Here is a 23212-nt window from a genome sequence, read left to right as displayed (position 1 = left end):
GCGGAGTGCGCGCGACGTACGCTGTCGCCGTGACCGACCCGCAGCCCCCTGATGCCGCCCTCGCCGAGCCGTCCCCGCGGCGCACGCGCGGCGGGGACGTGATCGTCGGCCCCACGATCCGTGCCCGCTACCTGCCCGGCGCCCTGATCGGGCTGCCGCTGGTGTCCGCGCTGCTGTCGCCCTTCGCCGCCGCCGGGCTCCAGCAGTGGCGCTTCGGTCGTCTGCGTGAGGGGCACGACGCCCTGCTCGAGCACGTCCTCGCCCCCTCCTGGGTGCAGCTGCTCCTCGGGGCGCTGCTGCTGTGGGCCCTGTTCGCGCTGTGGGGGGTCGTGCCGATGCTGCTCACGCACCGCGTGGTCCATCTCGACGAGACCTCCGGGATGCTCACCCTGCGCAAGGGTCTGCGCACGGTCGACCGCGCGGAGCTGGGCCAGCTCGACTACGCGGTGGGGGAGGCCGAGCGGGGGAGCATCGCCCTGATCGGCATCCGGGACGAGGACGCCTCCGGTGCCGCGGCCGCCCCTCCCCGCAGCCGGGGTCGTGAGGCGCCGACCACCCGGCAGTGGGTCGTCCAGGAGATCGGCTGGGACGCGGCGTCCTTCGACGGGCTGCGTGCCCTGCAGGCGCTCTCCGGTCTGCGCCCGGCCCCGCCTCGCGGGGTCCTCGTGCGGGAGAACCGTCGGCTGCGGATCGCCCGCGCGAACCATGAGCTCGCCGAGCGTCTCGGCATGCCGTGGCGTGACGAGTACGAGCACGACGAGAAGGCGTTCCGCGACGAGTTCGATCGGGTCCGACGAGTGCTCGGTGGCAAGGAGAAGCCCCGACCGGGCGATCCTGTCTAGCCCGGTCGGGGCTGGTCATTCGTGGGTGCGGGAGCTGCTCAGGCTCAGAAGAGGGCGCGCAGGATGAGCACCACGACCGCGCCGATGCCGGCCGCTGCCGGAAGGGTGATCAGCCAGGCGAGGGCGATCGGTCGCATGAGCTTCCAATTCGCCGCGCGGTTCACGATGCCCACGCCGAGGACGGCGCCGATGAGGATGTGCGTCGAGGAGACCGGCAGTCCCAGCACGGAGGCGAGCATGACGACGGCCGCGGCGGCGAGCTCGGCCGCGAAGCCGGAGGACGGGTGCATCGAGGTGAGCCCGGTCCCGACCGTCGCGATCACCTTGCGACCCACGAACCACAGGCCCGAGATCAGCGCGACGCCGAACGCGGCGAGCACCGCCGTGGGGACCGCGGCCTCCGCGGAGATCGTGCCCGTGCTCAGGACATCGAGCACTGCGGCGAACGGGCCCACCGCGTTGGCGATGTCGTTCGCGCCGTGGCTGAAGGCGAAGGCCGAGGCGGTGAACACCTGCATCCAGCTGAACATGATGAACGTGGCGCGGGAGATGGACTGCTTCTTCAGTGCGCGGGCGAAGACGGTGACGGCCATCCACACGGCCATCCCCACCATGATCAGCAGCAGGATGCTGCCGCCGATGGAGAGGTCCAGGCCCACGTTCTTCAGCCCCTTGAAGATGAGCATCGCGGCGATCACCATGGCGGCACCGGCGGCGAGCGGCGGGACCCGCTTCTCGAGCGCGTGATACGCGGCCTTGCGCTCGATCTTCCGGGCGGCCTTGCGCTTCTTCTTGGAGAGCCCGGCAGCGAACTCGGCGAGCTCCGCACCCGGGCTGCCCGGGGTGAGGTCGAGGGCGGCGGACTCGGCGAAGGCGGCCTGCTGCAGCTCGCTCACACGCTCGGAGGCGGCCATGTGGCGGCGGTCCTCCTCCGTGAGCTCGCCGTCCTCGTCGTCGTCCTCCTCGTCATCGTCGTCGTCCTCGGCATCGTCGAAGCCGTGCGAGCCCAGCGCGATCGCCCGGGCCGCGGGGGCCAGGATGCGGCGCTTGATGGCACCGAACAGGAGGAAGGACGCGACGCCGCCGAGGAGCGGGGAGAGGACCCAGGAGATCGCGATCTGGCCGATCTCGCCCCACTGGACCATCTCCAGACCGCCGGTCCCTGTGACGATCCCGGTGGTGACGGCGGCGCCGACGATGCCGCCGATGATCGCGTGCGTGGTCGAGACCGGCCAGCCCATCTTCGTGGCCAGCAGCAGCCAGACCGCGGCGCCCAGCAGGGCGGACATCATGATGTAGACGAAGGACTGCGGATCCACGTGCATGGCGTCGATGTCGACGATGCCGCTGCGCACGGTCTCCGTGACCGAGCCGCCGGCGAGCACGGCACCGGAGACCTCGAACACGGCCGCCACCATGAGCGCCTGCTTCATGGTGAGGGTGCCGGCGCCGACGCTGGTCCCGAAGGAGTTGGCGACGTCGTTGCCGCCGATGTTGAAGGCCATGAACAGCCCGAAGAGGATCGCGAGGATCAGCAGGAGCGGGTTCACGCCGGGGCCGGTGTGGAGGAACGACCAGATGGCGAAGGACACCACGGTGACCACGGTGACGGCTCCCGCGCTAAGGTGCCAGTTGCGGTCAGGGCCGAGGAGGCCCCCTGTGACGGGGGGATCGGCGGGATGCTGAACGTTCGTGCGGGGCATCGTCGGGCTCCCGGGGTGTGGAGGAGTCAGGGCTGGTCCGGCGTTCGGCACCGGGCATCTACCCCAGGGTGGGGCGCCGTCACTCTAGATCACGATGCGACTCGCCCGCGGACGAGGCTTCGGGGCCGGTTCCCGGCACCTGCAGGGATGAGGCGCGACGTGATCTGCCGCTCCTTATGGTCTCCGAGCAGGGTGATACGGCACACGCCGTGCGTCCGTGCAGGTCATGAGCCTGCGGCGGGACGGTCCCACCGTGAGCGGGTCTGCACGCGGAGCCTGCTCGCCGCTACCATCGGTGCATGACGAGCGCGGATCCCTTCGGTTTCATCGGACTCACCTACGACGACGTCCTGCTTCTCCCCGGGGAGACGGACGTGATCCCCTCCGAGGCGGACACCACGAGTCGCCTCACGCGGGAGATCTCGCTCAAGGTCCCCCTGGCCAGCGCGGCGATGGACACCGTCACCGAATCGCGGATGGCCATCGCCATGGCCCGCCACGGCGGCATCGGCATCCTCCACCGCAACCTCTCCATCGAGGACCAGGCCCATCAGGTCGACCTCGTCAAGCGCACCCAGACCGGGCGCATCACCAACCCGGTGACCATCGGGCCGGAGGCGACCCTCGAGGACTTCGACGCGGTCTGCGGCCAGTACCGCGTCTCCGGCCTCCCCGTCGTCGACTCCAACGATCTCCTCATCGGTGTCTGCACCAACCGCGACCTGCGATTCATCCCCGTCGCCGAGTGGGGCACCACCAAGGTCGCCGACGTCATGACCACCGAGCTGTTCACAGCCCCGGAGGGCGTCACCCCCGAGGAGGCGACCGCGCTCCTGCGCAAGAACAAGCGCGAGCGACTGCCCCTGATCGACGCGGACGGCCGCCTCACCGGTCTCATCACCGTGAAGGACTTCGTGAAGTCCGAGCAGTTCCCCGATGCCTCCAAGGATGCCCAGGGGCGGCTGCTGGTCGGCGCGGGCGTCGGCTTCTTCGGCGACTCCCTGGAGCGGGCCGGAGCGCTGTGCGAGGCCGGGGTCGACGTCCTCGTCGTCGACACCGCCAACGGGCACGCCCGTCTCTCGCTCGAGATGATCCGGACCATCAAGAACGATCCGTACTTCGCGGGTGTCCAGGTCATCGGCGGCAACGTCGCCACCCGCGCCGGGGCGCAGGCGCTGGTCGACGCCGGGGCCGACGCCGTCAAGGTCGGTGTGGGACCGGGCTCCATCTGCACCACCCGCGTGGTCGCCGGTGTCGGCGTCCCCCAGGTGACCGCGATCCACGAGGCCTCCAAGGCCTGCGGCCCTGCTGGCGTCCCGCTGATCGGAGACGGCGGCCTGCAGTACTCCGGCGACATCGCCAAGGCCCTCGTGGCCGGCGCGGACACCGTCATGGTCGGCTCGCTGCTGGCCGGCACCGAGGAGTCCCCGGGCGAGGTCGTGCTCGTCGGCGGCAAGCAGTACAAGGCCTACCGCGGCATGGGTTCGCTCGGGGCCATGTCCTCGCGCGGCAAGCAGTCCTTCTCCAAGGACCGCTACTTCCAGGCCGACGTGCCGACCGACGACAAGATCGTGCCCGAGGGCATCGAGGGCCGCGTCTCCTACAAGGGACAGCTCGGCACCGTCGTCCACCAGCTCACGGGCGGGCTGCACCAGTCGATGTTCTATGTCGGCGCGAACACCGTCCCCGAGCTCAAGGAGCGCGGGCAGTTCGTGCGCATCACGGCGGCCGGGCTCAAGGAGTCCCACCCGCACGACATGGCCGCGATCATGGAAGCCCCGAACTACTCCTCGCACTGAGGCCAGTCCCCGCTCCGGCACTGGCCTCCGCACCGGACCTGGTCCCCGTGTTGGACCTGGTCCCGTGTTGAACCTGGTCCCGTGCCAGGCCTGGTCCCCACCGGAGGTGCTCCCCGCACGGCCGGCTCCTGGCGGCCTCTCCCGCGGCATCTGGCTCTGACCAGCACTGCTATGGGGGATTTCCCCCGTGCGGGAATCGGGGCGGCCGGGTGGGATGTGCCGGGCCCAGGTTCGTAGGCTCGATCCCATGAGCTCGCAGACCGTCCCCGCCCCACCCGCCCCGTCGTCGGACCGCATCATCCCCTCGCCCTCGCCCTCGCCCTCGCCCTCGAGCACTCGGGCGTCCTCCTGGTCGCTCGCCCTGTCGCTGGTCGCCCTGCTCGGCGCGGTGGCGGCGATGGCGGGGGTCGGACTCACCGTGATCCCCCTGGAGACGGCATCGGGCTACTACCTCACCGACACCCCCGTCGCCTATCAGTGGGCCGTGCTGGCGGCGTTCGGCTCGCTCCTGCTGTGGACGGTGCTCGGCCTGATGGCGATCGTGCTGGGCATCGTGGGCATGACACGGGGTGCGGGTCAGGTCCGCGCGATCGTCGCGATCGGTGTCGCGGTGATCGCTCCGGTCCTCGCCGTCCTGACGCTGATGGGCTCGATGGCGATCGGGGCCGACGGACTTCTCTGAGCGGCGGCCGGCCCACCGCCGCGCGGACCATGGCGGCGGAGCGTTGTCGAGGACGCATCACGGTGGAGGGGCTCGTGGCTGTGGATGAGCGCGTGGAGCGTCGGCCCCGACCTCTAGGCTGGTCGTATGAACGCACCCTCGTCCTGGATCGACGCCCCTCTGCTCGGATTCGACACCGAGACCACCGGAACCAACGTGGCCTCCGACCGGATCGTCACCGTCGCCCTCGTGCACTCGGTGGGTCCCGGCCGCGAGAACGAGACCGTCGCGACCTGGCTGATCGACCCCGAGATGGACATCCCCGAGCCGGCCCAGCGGGTCCACGGGATCAGCACCGAGCATGCCCGGGCGCACGGCATGAAGGCGGCCGAGGCGCTCGAGGAGGTCGTCACGATGATCGCCGACGCCCTGCGCAAGGACGTCCCGCTGGTCGCCTTCAACGGCGGCTTCGACCTCGCGATCCTCGAGAACGAGCTCACCCGTCTCGGCCTGCCCACCCTCGCCCAGCGCCTGGGCCATGACATCGCCCCGGTCGTCGACCCGCTCGTGGTCGATCGCGGCGTGGACCGCTACCGCAAGGGCAAGCGCACCCTGACCGACATGCTCGCGCTCTTCGGGATCGAGCAGGACGGCCAGCTCCATACCGCCGACGTGGACGTCTCCGCGACCTTGGACGTGCTGCGGGCGATCGTGGCGAAGCATCCGCAGCTGGCGGCGTCCTCCCTCGCGGACCTGCACCGTGAGCAGATCAGCTGGCACCGCACGTGGGCGGAGAACTTCAACAAGTTCCTCGAGAAGAAGGGCAAGACGCCCGACGTCAACACCAGCTGGCCGCTCTGAGCCCGAGCGCGCCACTGGGCCGGTCCCCGGTTCCCCGCGTCGCGCCGGGAGCCCGGGCCCGGAAGACCTCGGGCCGACGGTAGACTGCCCGTGTGATGAACGAGATCGAGATCGGCCGCAACAAGCGGGGACGCCGCAGCTACAGCTTCGATGACGTGGCGGTGGTGCCGTCCCGTCGTACGCGAGACCCTGAAGACGTCTCCACCGCCTGGCAGGTCGATGCCTACCGCTTCGACATCCCGATCTTCGCGGCCCCCATGGACTCCCTGATGTCCCCCGAGACCGCGATCCAGCTCGGCGAGGCCGGCGGCCTGGGTGTGCTGGACCTCGAGGGCCTGTGGACCCGGTACGAGGATCCCTCCGCGCAGTTCGACCAGGTCGCCGGCGCCTCGGACGACGAGGTCGTGCAGGTCATGCGCGACATCTATGCGGAGCCGATCAAGCCCGAACTGATCCGTGACCGCATCCAGCAGCTGCGCGACGCCGGCGTGACCGCCGCCGGTTCGCTCTCGCCGCAGCGCACCCAGGAGCACTGGAAGACCGTCGTCGACGCCGGGGTGGACCTCTTCTTCATCCGCGGCACGACCGTCTCGGCGGAGCACGTCTCCACGGGCCGCGAACCCCTGAACCTCAAGCGATTCATCTACGAGCTCGACGTGCCGGTCATCGTGGGCGGCTGCGCGACCTACACCGCCGCACTGCACCTCATGCGCACCGGTGCGGCCGGCGTGCTCGTCGGCTTCGGCGGCGGCGCCTCGCAGACCACCCAGGAGACGCTCGGCATCTCCGTGCCGCTCGCGAGCGCCGTGGCGGATGTCGCCGCCGCGCGCCGCGACTACATGGACGAGTCCGGTGGCCGGTACGTGCACGTCATCGCCGACGGCGGCCTGGGCCGCTCCGGCGACCTGGTCAAGGCGATCGCCTGCGGCGCCGACGGTCTCATGGTGGGGGCGGCCCTCGCCCGCGCCGAGGAGGCCCCTGGTCGTGGCCACCACTGGGGCAGCGAGGCGCACCACCCGACCCTGACCCGCGGCCACCGCGTCGAGGTCAGCACGGTGGCACCTCTCGAGCAGATCCTGTTCGGCCCGTCGATCGCGGCCGACGGGACCACCAACCTGGTCGGGGCGCTGCGCCATGCGATGGCCACCACCGGCTACCTGGACCTCAAGGAGTTCCAGCGGGTCGAGGTCGTGACCACCGCGTGACCACGCAGGCTGTGGCGCGATGAGCATGCTGTTCGCGGAGAGCAGCAACTCGGGGAGCGCCCGCGGCACCGACGCCCGGCGGCGTCTGACCTCGCGCCACCCGCCCGTGGTGCTGGCGCTCGGACTGCTCGCCACGGCGGTGTTCCTGCTGGTGATGTTCGGGCCGTTCTACCGATTCGACTTCCCTCCCGGTCAGCTGCTGGTGTGGTCGATCCTGGACGGTCCTGGCACACTTCTTCCGAGCAGGTTCCAGTGGTGGTTGGGAGATCACGCGTTCCTCGCGCTGGTGCTCGTCTCCGTCCTCGTGATCGTGCTCGTGCCCTGGTACATCGCCGACGCCCGGCAGAGAACGCAACAGCGGCTGAGGAGCACAGGAGCGACGTCGGCCGCCACATCGCGCTCGTCCTCCTCCCGCTCGAGCTCGTCCTCCCGGCCGCGGTCCACGTCGCGCTCGGGGTTCTCGGTCTCGGCCGGGATCACGCACGAGCGACGGGAGACCTCGGTCGAGTTCACCGAGGACGGTCGCGTCGAGCGGTCGGGCGCTACTGCGGGCGGCGCCGCCCGGTACAGCGTCGCGGACCTGAGGTCGATGGCCAGCGCTTCCGGGATCCCGTGGAGCACTGCCTACGAGACCGACGGCGGTGCGCGAGCCTTCCTGGAACTCCTCCGGGCCGTGCACGCTGGCCCGGCCGCGACGTCGGCCTCGGCCTCGACGTCGACTTCGGCCTCGACGTCGACTTCGGCCTCGACTTCGGCCTCGACTTCGGCACCGGCACCGGCACCGGCACCGGCACCGGCCTCGGTCTCGGCACCGGGCTCGGTCACCGCGGATTTCGCGGCGCCGTCCGGGGACTTCTCCGAGGGATCGGCGACGTGGCCGGAGACGGCATCGACCGGTCCGGGCACCGCCTCGGTATCCGCAGGCGCCGGCAGCTCCACGCCGTCCGGCAGCTCCACGCCGTCCAGCACCTCCGCACCGTTCAGCTCGTCGACGACCTCGACCACCTCATGGTCCAGCGGGTTCACGTCGTCAGGGTCGGTCTACACCCCGACCTCCCTCTACGACGCCGAGCGCGCGGAACGTGCGATGCTGGGGACAGACCCCCAGGACGACGCGGCGAAGCCCGAGAACGAGGGGGAGGACCGATGAGCGAGTACGGCGGAGAGGTCCCCGTTCCGCGCAGCGAGGCCCCGACGACGCGGCGGTTCCCGATCATCCTGCTCGCGTTCCTGCTCTCCGCAGTGGTCACCCTGTACACCTACGTCCCGCTCTACGGGCTGCGTCTCCGCCCCAGGGTGCTGGAGGACCTTCGCTATCTCCTCTTTGATCTGCAGAGCGGATTCCTCGGCTTGCTGATCGGGCTGTTCGTCCTGTTCGCGGCCCCTTTCCTGCTCGCTCGGATCAGCCGCCCGGCAGCGGACCGTCGCCGAGGGAGCACTGCCGCGGACCCCGCGGACCCCGCGGGACCGGGGAGAAGCAGCGGGCCGATCTTCAGCAGCGATGCCTCCGACGATGAGATCGCTGTGCCGTCCATGGCGCTGCGCGAGATGGGCTCTGGTGAGCGGTGGGAGATGGCTGAGGCGCTCGGGATCCCGTGGCGGGACGAGCTGATCCTCGACCACGAATCCTGGGAGACGGCATGCCGCGAGGCCATCGACCGGGAGGCCGAGCGCCTCCGCCGTTGACACGGGCTGATCCGTTGCCGAGCATCATGGTGTCTGCGGTGCGGGTCTCGACGAGCAGGGGGAGTGGGCAGGGGCATGGAGTACGTCATCCTGATGATCATCGTGATCGTCATCTTCACGATCGTGAGCAGGTTAGGCAGCGGAGAATCGCGGAAGCCCGCGGACCGGCCCTCGCCCACGGGCAAGACGCGGAAGGACTCGTGGCCGGCGCCCCGGCGAGCGGCAGCTGCGAGTTCCGCCTCCCAGCGCTCCACCACCACCCAGGGGACGCCGGCGAGTCCTCCCCAGCAACCGTCGGACTCCGAGCAGCAGGCCCGCGACCCCGAGATCTGGGAGACGCTGAGCTACTCGAAGAGTGGCGAGTCGAGGCGCGGGCCGGCGGGCCGGGACTCGGTGGTCCCGGAATTCCGGTTCGGCGGCCTGCGGGACGACGTGGAGAAGCGCGGGGAGCTCCGGGAGCAGCTGCACGCGCAGTACCGGGAGGACGATGTGGACGACGCCGAGTCGAGTGCCTCGCCTGCAGCGCACGCCGCGTCTGACTCGCCACCGAGAAACGTGGTTGAAGCCCCCAGCGCGTCCTCGGAGCACGGCGCCCGGACGCCTGAGGTTGTCGAGCAGGAGCGCCCCGCGGCGTCGCCCACGGCAATGACCGCGGACGTCGATCTCGGGACGACGCCCCGTGCCGTGGGCGCGACCTCCTCGGGATACGACTACTCATCGATCGGGTCGGTGTACACCTCGACCTCGGTCTACACGAGCTCCTCGGCGCTCGGCCCGGACTCCGGGGAGCCTGCACAGCACGTAGACGGCCCAGATGCTGCCGGTGAGGCCGAGGGCGAGGTCGGCGACGCCACCGAGAGAGATCAGCCGGCGGGGTCCTGAACCGTCCCGGCACGTCGGCACGTCGGCACGTTGGCAGGTCGGTAGGCGTCGGGGACGGGTGCCTGGTGCCGATGCCCGCACCGCAGCACGGTGCGGCGGGCGGTCAGCGGGACGAGGACGCCACCAGCGCGATGAGGCCCCAGATGGCCATCACGAGCGCCACCAGGCCGAGGATGATCGGGAGCACGATGCCGACGCCGAAGCTGACGACGGTGCTCGTGAATCCGAGCTCCGACAGGGCGACGGCGTCGGTGCCCTCGCAGTTCACCGTGACGTCCTGGGTCGAGCTCACCATGATCTCGTGCACCTCGTAGTAGGCGACACCGTCGACGGTGCCCGGCGAATAGGTGCGGTCGCCGGCTTCGACGTCGACATCCGTTCCGTTGATCGTGCAGGAGACGGAGTCGAGATCGTCCGCGGGAACGGCCAGGGTGTACGAGCTCCAGGCGGAGGCCTCGAAGGAGTCGCTGCCGGGGTCGAGTGCAGTGAGCTCCATGGAGCCGATGCCGGAGATCATCAGCGCGATGAACGCCGCGACGAAAGGCATCACGAACAGCCCGACCCCGTTCGCGAGGATGCCGAGTATCCCGAACACCAATCGCTTGACGCCGCGGCGCCTGCGCGGCGGCGGTGCATAGGCGTAGGACGTCTGGTACATCATGTTTCCCCCGTGATCGTCTGCTCCGCATGGCTGCGCGGAGTTGTCAGATGGAGCCTCGTCATGCCGGCGGCAGGTCGTGCCGGCGGCAGATCGAAGCTGGCCGGCCCTGTGGCGGGACCAGCGACGCTCAGGACCGCACCCGCGCGATGATCCCCCAGATCAGCAGCACGAACGCGAGGAACCCGAGGCCGATCGGGATGACCAGGCCGACGCCGAAGCCGACCAGTGTTCCCACGATGCCGACGTCGGCGACCGCGACATCGCTGGCGCCGTCGCACGTGACCGTGACCTCCTGATCGGATGTCACCTGGATGCTGCCCACCGCCTCGTACTCGGTGCCGTCGATCGTGGCGGGCATCGTGCTCGCTTCCGGATCCCACTCGACGTCGGATCCGCCGTCGACCGTGCAGGAGGCCGATGAGAGCTCGGAGGTGGGGACGTAGACGTAGTACAGCGAGGTCGAGGAGGCGTCGACCGTGCCGGTCGCCCCGCCGAGGGAGATCGGGGATGCGGTCATCACCGCGATGAGTGCGACGGCGAACGTGGCCACGAGGGGCATCACGAGCAGACCGATGCCGTTGGCGATGATCCCCAGGGTCCCGAAGATAATCCTCTTCAGCCCACGCTTCTTGCGCGGTGCCTGGTATGTGCCGTAGGGCGCCTGGTACGCCATCTGTTCCCCCTTGAATTCGTGTGGTCGATCCCCAGCAGGATACGGGGAGCGCCGCGATCCCGAGATGGGGAGCACTGCCCATCCGGGGAAGCGGAGGAGCACTGTCCATCCGGGGAAGAACGCGGGAGGAGAGCCTTCAGCCCGTCAGATGTCGCCGCTGGCCACGGCAGCGGCCTGCTGCGCGATGGACAGCTCCTCGTTCGTCGGCACGATCATCACGAGCGTCTTCGAGGCGGGCGTGGAGATGACCCGGGCCTCCTTGCTGCGGGTCGCGTTCGCCTCGAGGTCGAGCTCGATGCCGAGCTCCTCGAGGCCCGTCAGCAGGCGCTCGCGCACCATCGGGACGTTCTCGCCGATGCCGGCGGTGAAGGTCAGCACGTCCAGCCCGCCGAGCACGAAGGTGTACGAGCCCAGGTACTTGCGCAGCCGGTGCACGTACACGTCGGTCGCGAGGATCGCCGCCTCATCACCCGCTTCGACCGCCGTGGTGATGTCGCGGAAGTCGCTCATCCCGCACATGCCCTGCATGCCGGAGCGCTTGTTGAGGATGTCGTCGATCTCGGCGGGACCGATGCCTGCGCGGCGGTGCAGGTGGAAGTAGATGGTCGGGTCGATGTCTCCGGTGCGGGTGCCCATCACGAGGCCCTCGAGCGGGGTCAGCCCCATGGAGGTCTCCACGGCACGGTCGCCGAGCACGGCGGAGGCCGAGGCGCCGTTGCCCAGATGCATCACGATCTGCCGCAGTCCGCTCACGTCGCGACCCTGGGAGGCCAGGAGCTCCGAGACGGCCCGGGAGACGTACTGGTGGCTGGTGCCGTGGGCACCGTAGCGACGCACCTTGTACTCCGCGGCGATCTCGCGGTTCAGGGCGTAGTTCGCGGCGGCCTCGGGGAGCCCGGTGAAGAACGCGGTGTCGAACACGGCGATGTGCGGGACGTCGGGGAGCAGCGCCTTCGCTCCGTCGATCCCGGAGACCGCCGCGTAGTTGTGCAGCGGCGCGAGCTTGCCGAGGTCCTCGATGTCCCAGCGCACCTGGTCATCGATGAGCACCGGCTCCGCATAGCGGGCGCCGCCCTGGACCACCCGGTGGCCGACGGCGCGGATGTTGTCGTCGGCCAGCGGGAGGCCCACATCGGTGAACAGCGACTCGACGATCTTCATGCCGGCGCCATGATCGGGGACCGGCCCCGCGAAGTGGGACTCCTTCTCACCCGCGGTGATGGACGCGGTGCCCTGCTCCTGGCCCACGCGCTCGACGATGCCGACGGCATCGACGATCCCCGAGACGGGGTCCAGCAGCTGGAACTTCAAGGACGACGAGCCCGAGTTGATCACGAGGATGCGGGCGTCATCGGCGGTGCCGGACGTGTCGGAAGCACCGGCGGCACCGGACGTGCCCGCCGCAGCGGACGTACCGGCGGCAGAGTCCACAGGGAAGGAATCGGTCATGAGGTGGGTCAGCTCCTCAGCGGTGAGGTCGGTGGTCAGCGGGTGGGGGAGGCGTTCGGCGACGGGTCCGCCTGGGCCTGGATGGCGGTGATGACGACGGTGTTGATGATGTCGTCCACCAGGGCTCCCCGGGAGAGGTCGTTGACCGGCTTGTTCAAGCCCTGCAGGACGGGGCCGATGGCGATCGCCCCGGCGGAGCGCTGCACCGCCTTGTAGGTGTTGTTGCCGGTGTTGAGGTCGGGGAACACGAACACCGTGGCGCGGCCGGCGACGGAGGAGTCCGGGAGCTTGGTCTTGGCGACCGAGGCGTCCACCGCGGCGTCGTACTGGATCGGTCCCTCGACATCGAGCTGCGGGTTCGCCGTGCGGACCAGCTCGGTGGCCTCGCGCACCTTGTCCACGTCGGCCCCGGTGCCCGAGGTGCCGGTCGAGTAGGAGAGCATCGCGATGCGCGGCGCCACCCCGAACTGTTCGGCAGTCGCCGCGGACTGCGCGGCGATGTCGGCGAGCTGTGCGGCCGTGGGATCGGGGTTCACGGCGCAGTCCCCGTAGACCAGCACCCGATCCTCGAGGGCCATCAGGAACACCGAGGAGACGATCTGCGCACCGGGCTTGGTCTTGATGATCTCGAAGGACGGCCGGATGGTGTGGGCGGTGGAGTGCGCGGCGCCGGAGACCATGCCGTCGGCCTCGCCGAGCTGCACCATCATGGTGCCGAAGTAGGAGACGTCCTGGATCTTCTCGCGAGCCTGCTCCAGGGTGACGCCCTTCTTGGCCCGCAACCGGGCGTACTCCGCGGCGTACCGCTCGACGTGCTCCTCGGACTGCGGGGACACGATCGTGGCCTCGGAGATGTCGTGGCCCAGCTGGGACGCCCTGGCCCGGATCTGGTTCTCGTCGCCGAGGAGGATCAGGTCGGCGACGCCTCGCGCCAGGATCGCCTCGGCGGCGGCGATGATGCGCGCCTCCTCGCCCTCGGGCAGCACGATGGTCTTCTTCTCCCCGCGGGCCCGGGCCAGCAGCTCGAACTCGAACATCATCGGCGTCACCACCTCGCTGCGGCTCACCTCGAGCGCGGCCAGCACGTCGGCGGTGGGAAGGTGCTCGGCGACGGCGCGACGCGCGGCATCCATCTTCTGCGGGCTGCCGACGCTCAGGCGGCCCCGCGTCCGGGCGACCCTCACCGCCGTGTCGAAGGTGGACAGGTCGGTGGCGATCACGGGCAGATCCTGCTGGACGCCCGAGATCAGGCGTCCCACCTCCTCGGGCACGTCGTAACCGCCGGTCAGCACGATCGAGGACAGCGCCGGGAAGGTGCCGGACTGCTGCGCCATGATCAGGCCGGGCAGCAGGTCATAGCGATCTCCGGGGGCGATCACGGTGCAGTTCTCGGTGAGCCGGCTCAGCACATTGGGCAGGCTCATCGCCGCGATGACGGTGCCGATGGCCACGCGGTCCATCCATTCCGGGTTGCCCTGGAGGAGGGAGCCGTCCACGGCATCCTTCACCTCCTGCACCGTCGGCGCCATGATCACCGGGTTCTCGGGGATCACCGACACGAGGGCGCCGGGGGCGAGAGCGGCGTCGGCCTTCGCGGAGACGGCGGTGCGGATCGCCTCGAGGGACTCGGCCTCGGCGCGGTTGACGATCACGGCGATGGGGGAGGCGTGGTGGCCGGCGAACTCGCTGAGGGAGACGGCGGCGAGGGCGGCGATCTGATCCGGGCTGCGGTCCAGGCCGGACAGCACGATGACGACGGGGGCGCCCATGTTGGCGGCCACCTCGGCGTTGAAGCCCAGCTCGGTGGGGTTGGCGAGATCGTCGTAATCGCTGCCGAGGACCACGAGCATCGAGAAGCGCTCGGTCAGCTCGCGATAGCGGCTGAGGATGCGCTCGTGGGCGGTGTCGGGGTCCGACAGCACCAGCTGGTGGTCCACGCCGATTGCATCGTCGTAGTCCTGATCCACTGCTGGATGGCTGGTCAGGAGGTCGACGGCGTAATCGCGCGCGCGGTCGGCCTTGACGATGGGGCGGTACACCCCGACGCGATCGGAACGGGAGGCGAGGGCTTCGAGCAGACCGAAAGCCACCATCGACTTCCCGGTCATTCCCTCCGGACTGGCGATATACACACTCTGGGTCACGTCCCTCAGCATAGGCGCGCGAGAACGTGCAGGGTGAGGACCTCCGGCCCGCGCACCGCGCGGCGTCGGCCGGGAGGAGCCGGTCGAGAGGCGCCGGCAGGCACGGCGCACCTGGACGACGTCGCACAGATCTCGTTCTGGCGGCCCGGGGTTCCGGGCCGGATCCCAGGTGCGGCTCGTACGATGGCCCGCATGCTCCGCGTCGCCCTCCGCCCCTATTTCCTGGGGCTGCTCGCCCTGATGGTGGTGGCGACCCTCGTGTGCGGTCTGCTCGCCACCTGGCAGTGGGACCGCGCGCACCGGGCGATGTCCTCGCAGGCCGCAGGCGCCCAGGAGCTGGGCGACATCCGCGACGTGGTCGATATCGGTGGAGCCATCACGAACGAGATCGTCGGCGACATCGTCACCGCGACCGGACGGTTCGACGCCGATCAGCAGATCATCGTGCCCGGCCGGTCGATCGACGGCCAGGACGCCGTGATCATCGTCGCCGCGCTGCACGTCCCGCTCGAGGACGGCACCGACGCCCTGCTGCCGGTGGCGCGCGGCTGGGTCGAGGCCGACACCGTCACCGGACCCGACGGCGAGCTGGACCCCGCGCTCGCCCCGCCCGTGCCGGACGGCGAGGTCGAGATCTCCGGGCGCCTGGAGGCCAGCGAGTCCGCAGCAGGCGGCATCGAGGGCGGCGTCGCCGGTGAGATCGCGACGCCCCTGCTGGTCAACGTGTGGGGTTCCCCGATGTACTCCGGCTATCTCGCCGATGTCGATCCGATCGACGGCCTGCAGCCCATGCCGAAGGCGCAGTCCGAGTTCTCCAAGGGACTGAACTGGCAGAACATCGGATATTCGATGCAGTGGGTCCTCTTCGGCGCGTTCTTCCTCTACCTGTGGTGGCGCAGCGTGCGCAGCGTGTACCTCGATGAGCTCGAGGATCAGCGTGCGGCCATGCAGAATTCCCTGGAGAGTTCGGATACGACCGCCGACTCCGACACGGACACGGATACGGCCACGGCTGCAGCCACGGCCCTGCCCAGTCCGGCGTCGTCCACCACGAGCTCGTCCGCTTCGAGCTCTTCCGCCTCGAGCTCGTCCAGCATGAGCTCGTCCACCGCGGCCTCCTCGCAGGCCGCCCCTGCTTCCGACAAGGACGTGTGACCCGTGCCCACTACCCGCCCCCTGGATGAGGTCGCCGTGAGGACCTCCTTCGCCCGCTTCCGTGTCGCCTCGATCGTGGAGGGCATCGCCCTGCTCGTGCTCGTGTCGATCATGATCATGCGGTACGTCGTGTTCGGCGGCGACGCCCCGTTCACCAGCACGTCCGATACCTGGGCCTCGATCTCCAAGTCCTGGTCCCCGATCCACGGCCTGATCTACATGATCTACGTGGTCCTCGGCTTCGACCTGTGGGTGAAGATGCGCTGGCGTCTGCCCCGCATGGCTCTGCTCATGTTCTTCGGCGTGATCCCCGTGCTGTCCTTCTTCGGGGAGCGCTGGACGCACCAGGCCGTGGAGTCCGACCTGAAGCACCGACCCACCGTGCAGGACGGCGAGGCCGCTGCCAGGAGCCGAGACGCCTGAGTGCGCGCAGGGCCGGCCCGTCGGAGGCGCCGACCTTTCCTGCTGAGCCCCGCCGACGTGCTCTGTCGTACCGTCGGGCGTGACGAGAATTTCCTCGCCGAGAGCCGGGCGATGATGCATCCGGGCTGTGCGCGCCCGTAGACTCGGCCAGGTGAATGACACCGACCAGCGTCCCGTCCTCGTCGTCGACTTCGGCGCCCAGTACGCACAGCTCATCGCCCGCCGTGTGCGCGAGGCCCGGGTCTACTCCGAGGTCGTCCCGCATTCGATGCCGGCGCAGGAGATCCTGGCCAAGCAGCCGCGTGCGATCATCCTCTCCGGCGGGCCCAGCTCCGTCTATGCAGAGGGGGCCCCGCGGCTGGATCCGGCACTGCTCGAGGCCGGCGTCCCGGTCCTCGGCCTCTGCTACGGCTTCCAGTCGATGGCCGCGGCCCTCGACGGCACCGTTGCCCCGACCGGAGTGCGCGAGTACGGCGCCACCCGGCTCGAGGCGCTCGACGGCTCCTCGCAGCTGCTCGGTGCACAGGACGTCGACCAGAACGTGTGGATGAGCCACGGTGACTCCGTGACCGCGGCCCCCGCGGGCTTCGAGGTCATCGCGACCTCCTCCGGCAGCCCGGTCGCCGCCTTCGAGAACGTCGAGAAGCAGCTCTACGGCGTGCAGTGGCACCCCGAGGTCGGCCACTCCGACCGCGGCCAGGAGGTCCTCGAGAACTTCCTGCACCGCGGCGCGGGCATCGAGCCGTCCTGGACCACCGGCAACGTCATCGAGGAGCAGCTCGAGCGGATCCGCTCCCAGGTCGGTGACGGCGCCGCGATCTGCGGCCTCTCCGGCGGCGTCGACTCCGCCGTGGCCGCAGCCCTCGTGCAGCGCGCCATCGGTGATCGCCTCACCTGCGTGTACGTGAACCACGGCCTCATGCGTCAGGACGAGTCCGAGCAGATCGAGAAGGCCTTCGGCGACTCCACCGGCGGGGCGAAGCTCATCATGGTCGACGCCGAGGAGCAGTTCCTCACCGCGCTCGCCGGGGTCACCGACCCCGAGACCAAGCGCAAGATCATCGGGCGCGAGTTCATCCGCTCCTTCGAGCAGGCCCAGGCGGACATCCTGCGTGAGCAGGGCGTTGTCGAGGGCGATCATGCCGAGGCCACCGCGTTCCTGGTCCAGGGCACCCTGTACCCGGACGTCGTGGAGTCCGGCGGCGGCGACGGTGCGGCGAACATCAAGAGCCACCACAACGTGGGCGGGCTGCCCGAGGATCTCTCCTTCGAGCTGGTCGAGCCGCTGCGCGCGCTGTTCAAGGACGAGGTGCGTGCCGTCGGCTCCGAGCTGGGCCTGCCTGACGAGATCGTCTGGCGCCAGCCGTTCCCGGGCCCCGGCCTGGGCATCCGGATCATCGGCGAGGTCACCAAGGAGCGCCTGGACATCCTGCGCACGGCGGACGCGATCGCGCGCGCCGAGCTCACGGCCGCCGGCCTGGACCGCACCATCTGGCAGTGCCCCGTGGTGCTGCTGGCGGAGGTGCGCTCCGTGGGCGTGCAGGGTGACGGCCGCACCTACGGCCACCCCGTCGTGCTGCGCCCCGTCACCAGCGACGATGCGATGACCGCCGACTGGGCCAAGGTGCCCTACGACGTGCTCAGCCGCATCTCGACCCGCATCACCAACGAGGTCAGCGAGATCAACCGCGTCACGCTCGACATCACGAGCAAGCCGCCGGGAACGATCGAGTGGGAGTGACCTCCTGCTGACGCCTTCCAGGCAGCCCCGCCCAGGGCCGCTGGGACTGCAGGGCGCGTGAGCCCGAGCGTGAGTGCGAGTGTGGCAAAGGTGGGGGAATCCGACTCGGATTCCCCCACCTTTGCCACGCTCGGCAACCGCAATGCTCGCGCCATCGCCATCGCCATCGCCGTCGCCATCGCCATCGCCATCGCCATCGCCATCGCCAGCGGCGGCGGCTCGTGCGAGAAGCCCACCCGGCGTCAGGCCGTCGGCGGCTCGAGGAGACGGGAGGGATGCGCGGCGGCGGAGGAGTGCCAGGACTGCGTGCGCTCGTAGGTCTCCCAGCCCATCGAATCGTACAGCCCGTCGGCCCCGGTGGGGGAGTCGTTGTCGACCTCGAGGTCCACATGGGTGCGGCCGCGCTCGGCGGCGTCACGGGTTGCGGCGCGCAGCAGGGACTTCGCGATGCCGTGGCCGCGAGCGCTGCGGTGCACCCCGAGGTACTCCAGGTAGGTGCCCTCGCCGAGGGTGGCAGTCGCGGGCATCTTCGCCGCGACGAGTCCGCCGGCGGGGAGCCACTGCCCCTCGTGCTCGGTCTCGGCGATCCACCAGTGATCCCAGGCGGCTTCGTCGGGGCTCTCGATGAGGCGCTGGACGAACTCGGCGAAGGACTCCCGGTAGGAGTTGAAGTGGTCGGCGAAGGACTCCTCGAGCATCCGGTGCACGGTGCGCACGTCCTGGGCGACGGGCAGCCCGGAGCTGTGGCGGTGCACGGGGCGCACGCGGGTGCCCTCCCGTGGTGCCGGGGTGGAGCTCGCCTCCTCGGCGGTGACGGGCCGACGCATGTGGAGCCAGGTGCGCACCATGTCGTAGCCGGCGGCGGCGAGCAGTCGGCTGCGGTCGGTATCCAGCTCGTTGGCGTCGCAGGAGAGCTGGGTCGTCTCCAGCCCACGGTGGCGGGCGAAGGAGCCGCCGACCTCGACGGCCCAGTCGAGCAGCGCAGCGGCGAGGGCGTCGCGCTCCGGGACCTCGACGTCGATCACGAACTGCACGTTGGTGCGTCCGGAGGCGCGGTCTTCGAGGGCGATCCAGGCGACGGGGGCGGGATCCAGGCTGGGAGAGCCGTCGTCGGCCGTCGCGACCACCACCAGCTGGCGGCGGGACCACGACTTCAGGCCCACCATGCGTGAGCGCAGCCCCTCGACGTCGGCCGCGCCGTCCGGCGTGTGCCGACGGATACCCGCCGTCACGAGCGCGGCGACGGGCTCGACATCCGTCTCGAGCGGCAGTCGCGTGGTCAGCCGTCCCTGGAGGGACGGCGGGAGGACGGGCGGGAAATGATCGACGAAGAGCACCGGTTCATGGTGTCACGCGAGGCCCCATCAGGTCAGGAGAAGAGGGCGGGAGCGGGAGAAGGGATACACGATCGAGAGGTTCTGGACCTCCCGCGCGGGACGAGAACGGGATGGGAGCAGGAGCAGAGCGGGATGGGAGCGTGACCAGAGCGCTAGGAGAGCGGGAGCGGAGCAAGGTCACGTCGGGCCGATGCCGAGAAGCCCGCACCGGCGATCCGGTACGGGCTTTTCGAGGGGCCGACGCAGTGATCCGTCGGGAGACGTCAGCGGTCCGAGGACCGCACCAGCTGGTCGTCGATGTCCGTGTCGCCATCCGTGCCCGTGCCGGCGCCAGTGTCCGGAGTGCCGTCCGTGGCCGTGAGGGCCACGAGCTCACCGGTATGGGGGTGAGACTCCTGCGGCTCGGTGCCGGTGCCGGCGAAGTTCGCTGCGGCGTCCGTGGCGGGCTGCGCCGCGGTCTCCTCGGCCGTGTGCAGGGTGTCCCGCAGGGGCACCTGCTTGATGAACAGCGACAGCACCAGGGCGATGAGCACGAAGGGCAGCGCGGTCAGGAACACCATGTGCATGGCGTCGCCCATGCCCATCCGGATCGGGTCCACGAGGAATTCGGGGAGCTTCGCGAGGGCCGAGGGGTCGAGCACCGCGGACTCGAGGCCCGAGCTGTCGATGTTCCCTCCGGACTGCTGGAGCGCGGCCATCTGCTCGGCGGGGATCTTCTCGAGCTGCGCCTGGATGGACGTGGCCATCTGTGCGGTCATCACGGTGCCCAGCACGGCGGTGCCGATCGTGGAGCCGATGTTGCGGAAGAACTGGATCGCCGCGGTCGCGACACCCAGCTCGCGCTGGGCGACGACGTTCTGCACGACCAGCGTGTAGACCTGCATCGACAGGCCCAGGCCCAGGCCGATGACGATCATCGCCGCCGTGAGCTTCAGCTGGGAATCGCCGTACTGCATGCGGGAGAGCAGCCAGTAGCCGGCCGCCAGGACGACGCCGCCGAGGACCAGGAACTCCTTGTAGCGGCCGGTCTTGGAGATGAGCAGGCCCACCAGGATCGAGGTGACGATCATGGCCACCGACAGCGGGATGAGGATCGCGCCGGAGTTGGTGGCGGAGACCCCCATGACGCCCTGGGCGTAGACGGGGATGTAGATGATCGCGCCGAACATCGCCACCGCGATGGCGAAGGACGCCGCCACCGAGAGCGCCACGATCGGGCGCAGCAGCAGGTGCATCGGCAGCAGCGGCTCGGCGACCCGGGTCTCGATGATCACGAACGCGATGAGGAAGACCGCGGCGACCGCGTACATGCCGATGATGACCGGGGAGTCCCAGGCGTAGTCGCCGCCGCCCCAGGTGGTGGCGAGCAGGGCGATGACCATGCCGGGCGTCAGGGTGAGCATCCCCAGGAAGTCGACCTTGCCGTGCTGGGTCTCCGTGCTGAGGTGCAGGAACTTCAGGATGAAGGCGAAGGCGACCACGCCCACGGGGAGCATCATGTAGAACAGCCAGCGCCAGCCGAAGTTGTCGGTGACGGTTCCGCCGATGAGCGGACCCACCACGGAGGTCACGCCGAACACGGCGCCCATGATGCCCTGGTACTTGCCGCGCTGACGGGGCGGGATGATGTCGCCGATGATCGTCTGGCTCAGCGGCATCAGGGTGCCCATGCCCAGGCCCTGCACGGCGCGGGCGAACACCAGGAACCAGAAGTCGGTGGCCATGCCCGCGAGGATGGAGCCGATCATGAACACGGCGAGGCCGCCGAGATAGAACCAGCGGCGTCCGTACAGATCCGAGAGCTTGCCGACGATCGGCACCGCGACGGCGGAGACCAGCATCGCCGCGGTGGCGATCCAGCTGTAGTGCTCGACGCCGCCGAGCTCGGCCACGATGCGGGGCATCGCGGGTCCGACGATGGTCTGGGACATGGAGGCGACGAACATGCCGAGCATGAGGCCGACGAAGACGAGCTTGCCCTGTCGGTCGAGGCCGGTGAATGCCTGGGGGCCGGGTGCTGGGGCGACGGGCGCCGTCGCAGGGGTCGATGCTGTATTCACTGAGCTCCTCGGAGGATCAGAAGGAAGGATGGGCGGAGGTTCTCGGGCGGGAAGAACTCGTCCGACGGTCGCAGCGCATCCTTGAGCCTCGACCGTGCCATCCTAGCGACGTGTTGCATTGACTGCACTATTTCATCGGGTGCAGATTCTGTGATGTGTCGGACCTACGATGGGGGGTGTGAACGACGCATCGACCCCTTTCGTCCCCGCCGACCCGCTCGCGGATTATCTCGACGACGCCGGAGAGGACAGGCCCGGTCTGCGGGAGATGAAGAAGCGACAGACCCGCCTCGCGATGCACCGGTCCGCGGTCGAGCTCGTCGCCGAGCACGGCTTCACCCCGGTGACGGTCGAGATGATCGCGCGGAAGGCCGGTGTCTCCACCCGGACGTTCTTCAACCACTGGGTCACCAAGGACGCAGCGGTCCTCGGCGTGGTCCCGGGGGAGTCACGGGAGATCGCCGAGAAGCTCAGGGTCCAGCTCGAGGTGAGCGGGCCGCGCGACGCCCTGCGACATGTGCTGCGGGACGTGCTCGCGGGCATCCCGTCGGACCCTGCCTTGCGCGACCTGAAGAAGCAGGTGATGGCCAAGGAGCCGCGGCTGCACACGATCTCCTCGGGCAACCTCATCGAGGTGCAGTCCGAGCTGGTCGACGTGCTCGGCGAGGCCATGGACGGTGAGGACGCCCGCATGCGCGCGGTCATCGTCGTGCAGGTGGCCTTCGCCCTCACGCGCAGCGCATTCGGCTTCTCCATGTCCACGGGCATGGATCTGCCCACCGCCTACGACCGCGTGATCGAGCTCTACGACGCGGGCCTCCAGGACGCCTGACCTCCAGGGCGAGCGTGCTCCAGGACTGCTGACCGCGCCCCGGGATCGGTGCGGGTCAGCGCACCAGTCGGCCGAGTCCGCTGTCCCAGCCCCGGCCGTCGGCCAGGCGCTCGCCGACGACCCGCTCGAGCCGAGTGGTGCGCGGGAGCATGGCGGCGTCGTACGGGGGCAGCGCGTGGAAGACGAAGAACGCGGCCCCGTCGGCGCCCGGCGAGGTCGACAGGATCTCCCAGCGGTCCACGAAGGCGCCGATGTTGGAGCCCGTGCCGAGCTCCTCGACGAGCACGCGGTTCATGAGCCATGAGTCGCAGAGGAACTCGTGGCCGAAGGCGGGAGCATCCTGCGGCCGGTCGCGGTCCGCGGTGCCCGCAAGATCCCCGAAGTTCTCGGTGAAGAATGCGGTCGCCCGGTCGAAGGAGTCCTCGACCGCGGCCGGGTCGAGCGGCCCTCGGGCGGGGATGTGGGTGCCGACCACCCAGCGTTCGCGCTCGCCCCCCTGCTCGGCACGATGCAGGTCGAACTGCAGACGGCCGAGGTGCACGAGACGTCCGCACCAGTTCAGCGCCATCCAGCCCACCTGATGCAGACCGAGACGGCCGGTGCTGAGACGGTGCACGCGCATCTGCTGGCCGAGGTCCGCGAGCACCTCCCAGGACTGCTCCGTGGTGAGCTCCCGGGCCTCGTGCCAGGTGCGCACGGTGCTCGTGCTCACGGCCAGGGCGAGGATCGGGATCAGGCCCTCGCCGGGGACCAGACGCTCCTGCAAGGCCGTGTGCGCGGCCTTGAGGCCCTCGAGGTCGACGGTCGGGACCTCCAGCCCGGCCGCTCCGCGCAACAGGTTCGCAGCGGTGGTGATCGCGGTGAGGACCTCCGCGTCGGCTGTCGCCTGCGGGATCAGCGCCGCGAGGTCCTCGTGGTCCTGCCCGGTGATCCCCAGCCGCTCCAGCAGGTCAGGGGCCGACGGGGCGGTGAGTATCGTCGCGACCGCCTCGGGGGAGAGCTCGTCGGATGCTCGGACGGAGGTCGGCGGGTCACCGATGATCTGGGGGCGCGCGTCGAGGCGTTCTGTCATGCGCCCAGAGTATCGCCCAGCGGCCT

Annotated in this window: 20 protein-coding genes; 12 read left to right on the top strand and 8 right to left on the bottom strand. The window is 69.9% G+C overall.

Going from position 1 to position 23212, the window contains the following annotated elements:
* The first annotated feature begins 29 nt into the window (after positions 1 to 29).
* Positions 30 to 842, top strand: coding sequence for a hypothetical protein (locus tag ACT3UL_RS01200; RefSeq protein ID WP_444576263.1), 813 nt, complete (start codon positions 30 to 32; stop codon positions 840 to 842).
* A 44-nt stretch (positions 843 to 886) separates the two neighbouring features.
* Here ACT3UL_RS01200 and ACT3UL_RS01195 read toward each other — a convergent pair whose 3' ends face one another.
* Positions 887 to 2545: an inorganic phosphate transporter gene (locus ACT3UL_RS01195; protein WP_444576261.1), complete on the bottom strand. Its 1659-nt coding sequence runs from the start codon at positions 2543 to 2545 to the stop codon at positions 887 to 889.
* A gap of 299 nt (positions 2546 to 2844) precedes the next feature.
* On the opposite strand from ACT3UL_RS01195, the gene guaB reads away from it, so the two are divergent.
* The 7 genes from guaB (at position 2845) to ACT3UL_RS01160 (ending at position 9639) form a co-directional block, all read left to right on the top strand.
* Positions 2845 to 4344, top strand: a complete 1500-nt coding sequence (guaB, locus tag ACT3UL_RS01190) for an IMP dehydrogenase (protein WP_444576259.1) — start codon at positions 2845 to 2847, stop codon at positions 4342 to 4344.
* 247 nt (positions 4345 to 4591) lie between these two features.
* Positions 4592 to 5026 (top strand): hypothetical protein, encoded by a 435-nt coding sequence (locus ACT3UL_RS01185; protein ID WP_444576257.1) that lies wholly within the window; start codon positions 4592 to 4594, stop codon positions 5024 to 5026.
* A 126-nt stretch (positions 5027 to 5152) separates the two neighbouring features.
* On the top strand, positions 5153 to 5866 hold the full coding sequence (locus tag ACT3UL_RS01180; RefSeq protein WP_444576255.1) for an exonuclease domain-containing protein: 714 nt from the start codon (positions 5153 to 5155) through the stop codon (positions 5864 to 5866).
* A gap of 95 nt (positions 5867 to 5961) precedes the next feature.
* Positions 5962 to 7071, top strand: coding sequence for a GuaB3 family IMP dehydrogenase-related protein (locus ACT3UL_RS01175; RefSeq protein ID WP_444576253.1), 1110 nt, complete (start codon positions 5962 to 5964; stop codon positions 7069 to 7071).
* A gap of 19 nt (positions 7072 to 7090) precedes the next feature.
* The gene (locus tag ACT3UL_RS01170; protein ID WP_444576252.1) at positions 7091 to 8221 is read left to right on the top strand and encodes a hypothetical protein; all 1131 of its coding nucleotides are present in this window, start codon (positions 7091 to 7093) and stop codon (positions 8219 to 8221) included.
* A complete protein-coding gene (locus ACT3UL_RS01165) occupies positions 8218 to 8757 on the top strand; it encodes a hypothetical protein (RefSeq protein WP_444576251.1) in 540 nt (179 codons plus the stop codon). The genes ACT3UL_RS01170 and ACT3UL_RS01165 overlap by 4 nt, the downstream gene beginning before the upstream one ends.
* Before the next feature lie 75 nt (positions 8758 to 8832).
* Entirely contained in the window at positions 8833 to 9639 is an 807-nt protein-coding gene (locus ACT3UL_RS01160) for a hypothetical protein (RefSeq protein WP_444576249.1), read from the top strand.
* 103 nt (positions 9640 to 9742) lie between these two features.
* Here ACT3UL_RS01160 and ACT3UL_RS01155 read toward each other — a convergent pair whose 3' ends face one another.
* The 4 genes from ACT3UL_RS01155 to pta form a co-directional block, all read right to left on the bottom strand.
* A complete protein-coding gene (locus tag ACT3UL_RS01155) occupies positions 9743 to 10300 on the bottom strand; it encodes a hypothetical protein (protein ID WP_444576247.1) in 558 nt (185 codons plus the stop codon).
* 127 nt (positions 10301 to 10427) lie between these two features.
* Positions 10428 to 10973: a hypothetical protein gene (locus tag ACT3UL_RS01150; RefSeq protein ID WP_444576245.1), complete on the bottom strand. Its 546-nt coding sequence runs from the start codon at positions 10971 to 10973 to the stop codon at positions 10428 to 10430.
* A 144-nt stretch (positions 10974 to 11117) separates the two neighbouring features.
* The gene (locus tag ACT3UL_RS01145) at positions 11118 to 12422 is read right to left on the bottom strand and encodes an acetate kinase (protein ID WP_444576243.1); all 1305 of its coding nucleotides are present in this window, start codon (positions 12420 to 12422) and stop codon (positions 11118 to 11120) included.
* A 35-nt stretch (positions 12423 to 12457) separates the two neighbouring features.
* The gene (gene pta / locus ACT3UL_RS01140; protein WP_444576241.1) at positions 12458 to 14578 is read right to left on the bottom strand and encodes a phosphate acetyltransferase; all 2121 of its coding nucleotides are present in this window, start codon (positions 14576 to 14578) and stop codon (positions 12458 to 12460) included.
* A gap of 180 nt (positions 14579 to 14758) precedes the next feature.
* Between pta and ACT3UL_RS01135 the strand changes: the two genes are divergently transcribed.
* From ACT3UL_RS01135 to guaA, 3 genes are all read left to right on the top strand, one after another.
* A complete protein-coding gene (locus ACT3UL_RS01135; RefSeq protein ID WP_444576239.1) occupies positions 14759 to 15721 on the top strand; it encodes an SURF1 family protein in 963 nt (320 codons plus the stop codon).
* Positions 15722 to 15724: 3 nt separating this feature from the next.
* Positions 15725 to 16144, top strand: coding sequence for a DUF3817 domain-containing protein (locus tag ACT3UL_RS01130; protein WP_444576237.1), 420 nt, complete (start codon positions 15725 to 15727; stop codon positions 16142 to 16144).
* Between the two features lie 151 nt (positions 16145 to 16295).
* Positions 16296 to 17885: a glutamine-hydrolyzing GMP synthase gene (gene guaA, locus ACT3UL_RS01125; RefSeq protein ID WP_444576236.1), complete on the top strand. Its 1590-nt coding sequence runs from the start codon at positions 16296 to 16298 to the stop codon at positions 17883 to 17885.
* A gap of 242 nt (positions 17886 to 18127) precedes the next feature.
* Here the strand turns inward: guaA and ACT3UL_RS01120 are convergent, their stop codons facing one another.
* Complete coding sequence (locus ACT3UL_RS01120) at positions 18128 to 19222, bottom strand: GNAT family N-acetyltransferase (RefSeq protein WP_444576234.1); 1095 nt, start codon at positions 19220 to 19222, stop codon at positions 18128 to 18130.
* Positions 19223 to 19485: 263 nt separating this feature from the next.
* Positions 19486 to 21177, bottom strand: coding sequence for an MDR family MFS transporter (locus ACT3UL_RS01115; protein WP_444576553.1), 1692 nt, complete (start codon positions 21175 to 21177; stop codon positions 19486 to 19488).
* A 283-nt stretch (positions 21178 to 21460) separates the two neighbouring features.
* Here ACT3UL_RS01115 and ACT3UL_RS01110 point away from each other — a divergent pair, with 283 nt between their 5' ends.
* A complete protein-coding gene (locus tag ACT3UL_RS01110) occupies positions 21461 to 22114 on the top strand; it encodes a TetR/AcrR family transcriptional regulator (RefSeq protein WP_444576232.1) in 654 nt (217 codons plus the stop codon).
* A 55-nt stretch (positions 22115 to 22169) separates the two neighbouring features.
* Here ACT3UL_RS01110 and ACT3UL_RS01105 read toward each other — a convergent pair whose 3' ends face one another.
* On the bottom strand, positions 22170 to 23186 hold the full coding sequence (locus ACT3UL_RS01105; protein ID WP_444576230.1) for an acyltransferase domain-containing protein: 1017 nt from the start codon (positions 23184 to 23186) through the stop codon (positions 22170 to 22172).
* Positions 23187 to 23212: the final 26 nt, after the last annotated feature.

Origin of the sequence: Brachybacterium sp. 107 (assembly GCF_052379725.1) — a bacterium.
GTDB lineage: Bacteria > Actinomycetota > Actinomycetes > Actinomycetales > Dermabacteraceae > Brachybacterium.
This window is presented reverse-complemented; position numbering and strand designations above follow the sequence as displayed.

Bases quoted from the DNA above. Each gene is read 5' to 3' on its own strand.
- pta (WP_444576241.1), bottom strand. From the start codon at position 14,578: ATGCTGAGGGACGTGACCCAGAGTGTGTATATCGCCAGTCCGGAGGGA.
- ACT3UL_RS01150 (WP_444576245.1), bottom strand. From the start codon at position 10,973: ATGGCGTACCAGGCGCCCTACGGCACATACCAGGCACCGCGCAAGAAG.
- ACT3UL_RS01175 (WP_444576253.1), top strand. From the start codon at position 5,962: ATGAACGAGATCGAGATCGGCCGCAACAAGCGGGGACGCCGCAGCTAC.
- ACT3UL_RS01180 (WP_444576255.1), top strand. From the start codon at position 5,153: ATGAACGCACCCTCGTCCTGGATCGACGCCCCTCTGCTCGGATTCGAC.
- ACT3UL_RS01165 (WP_444576251.1), top strand. From the start codon at position 8,218: ATGAGCGAGTACGGCGGAGAGGTCCCCGTTCCGCGCAGCGAGGCCCCG.
- ACT3UL_RS01105 (WP_444576230.1), bottom strand. From the start codon at position 23,186: ATGACAGAACGCCTCGACGCGCGCCCCCAGATCATCGGTGACCCGCCG.
- ACT3UL_RS01170 (WP_444576252.1), top strand. From the start codon at position 7,091: ATGAGCATGCTGTTCGCGGAGAGCAGCAACTCGGGGAGCGCCCGCGGC.
- guaB (WP_444576259.1), top strand. From the start codon at position 2,845: ATGACGAGCGCGGATCCCTTCGGTTTCATCGGACTCACCTACGACGAC.
- ACT3UL_RS01195 (WP_444576261.1), bottom strand. From the start codon at position 2,545: ATGCCCCGCACGAACGTTCAGCATCCCGCCGATCCCCCCGTCACAGGG.
- ACT3UL_RS01115 (WP_444576553.1), bottom strand. From the start codon at position 21,177: ATGCTCGGCATGTTCGTCGCCTCCATGTCCCAGACCATCGTCGGACCC.
- ACT3UL_RS01185 (WP_444576257.1), top strand. From the start codon at position 4,592: ATGAGCTCGCAGACCGTCCCCGCCCCACCCGCCCCGTCGTCGGACCGC.
- ACT3UL_RS01135 (WP_444576239.1), top strand. From the start codon at position 14,759: ATGCTCCGCGTCGCCCTCCGCCCCTATTTCCTGGGGCTGCTCGCCCTG.
- ACT3UL_RS01160 (WP_444576249.1), top strand. From the start codon at position 8,833: ATGGAGTACGTCATCCTGATGATCATCGTGATCGTCATCTTCACGATC.
- ACT3UL_RS01155 (WP_444576247.1), bottom strand. From the start codon at position 10,300: ATGATGTACCAGACGTCCTACGCCTATGCACCGCCGCCGCGCAGGCGC.
- ACT3UL_RS01145 (WP_444576243.1), bottom strand. From the start codon at position 12,422: ATGACCGATTCCTTCCCTGTGGACTCTGCCGCCGGTACGTCCGCTGCG.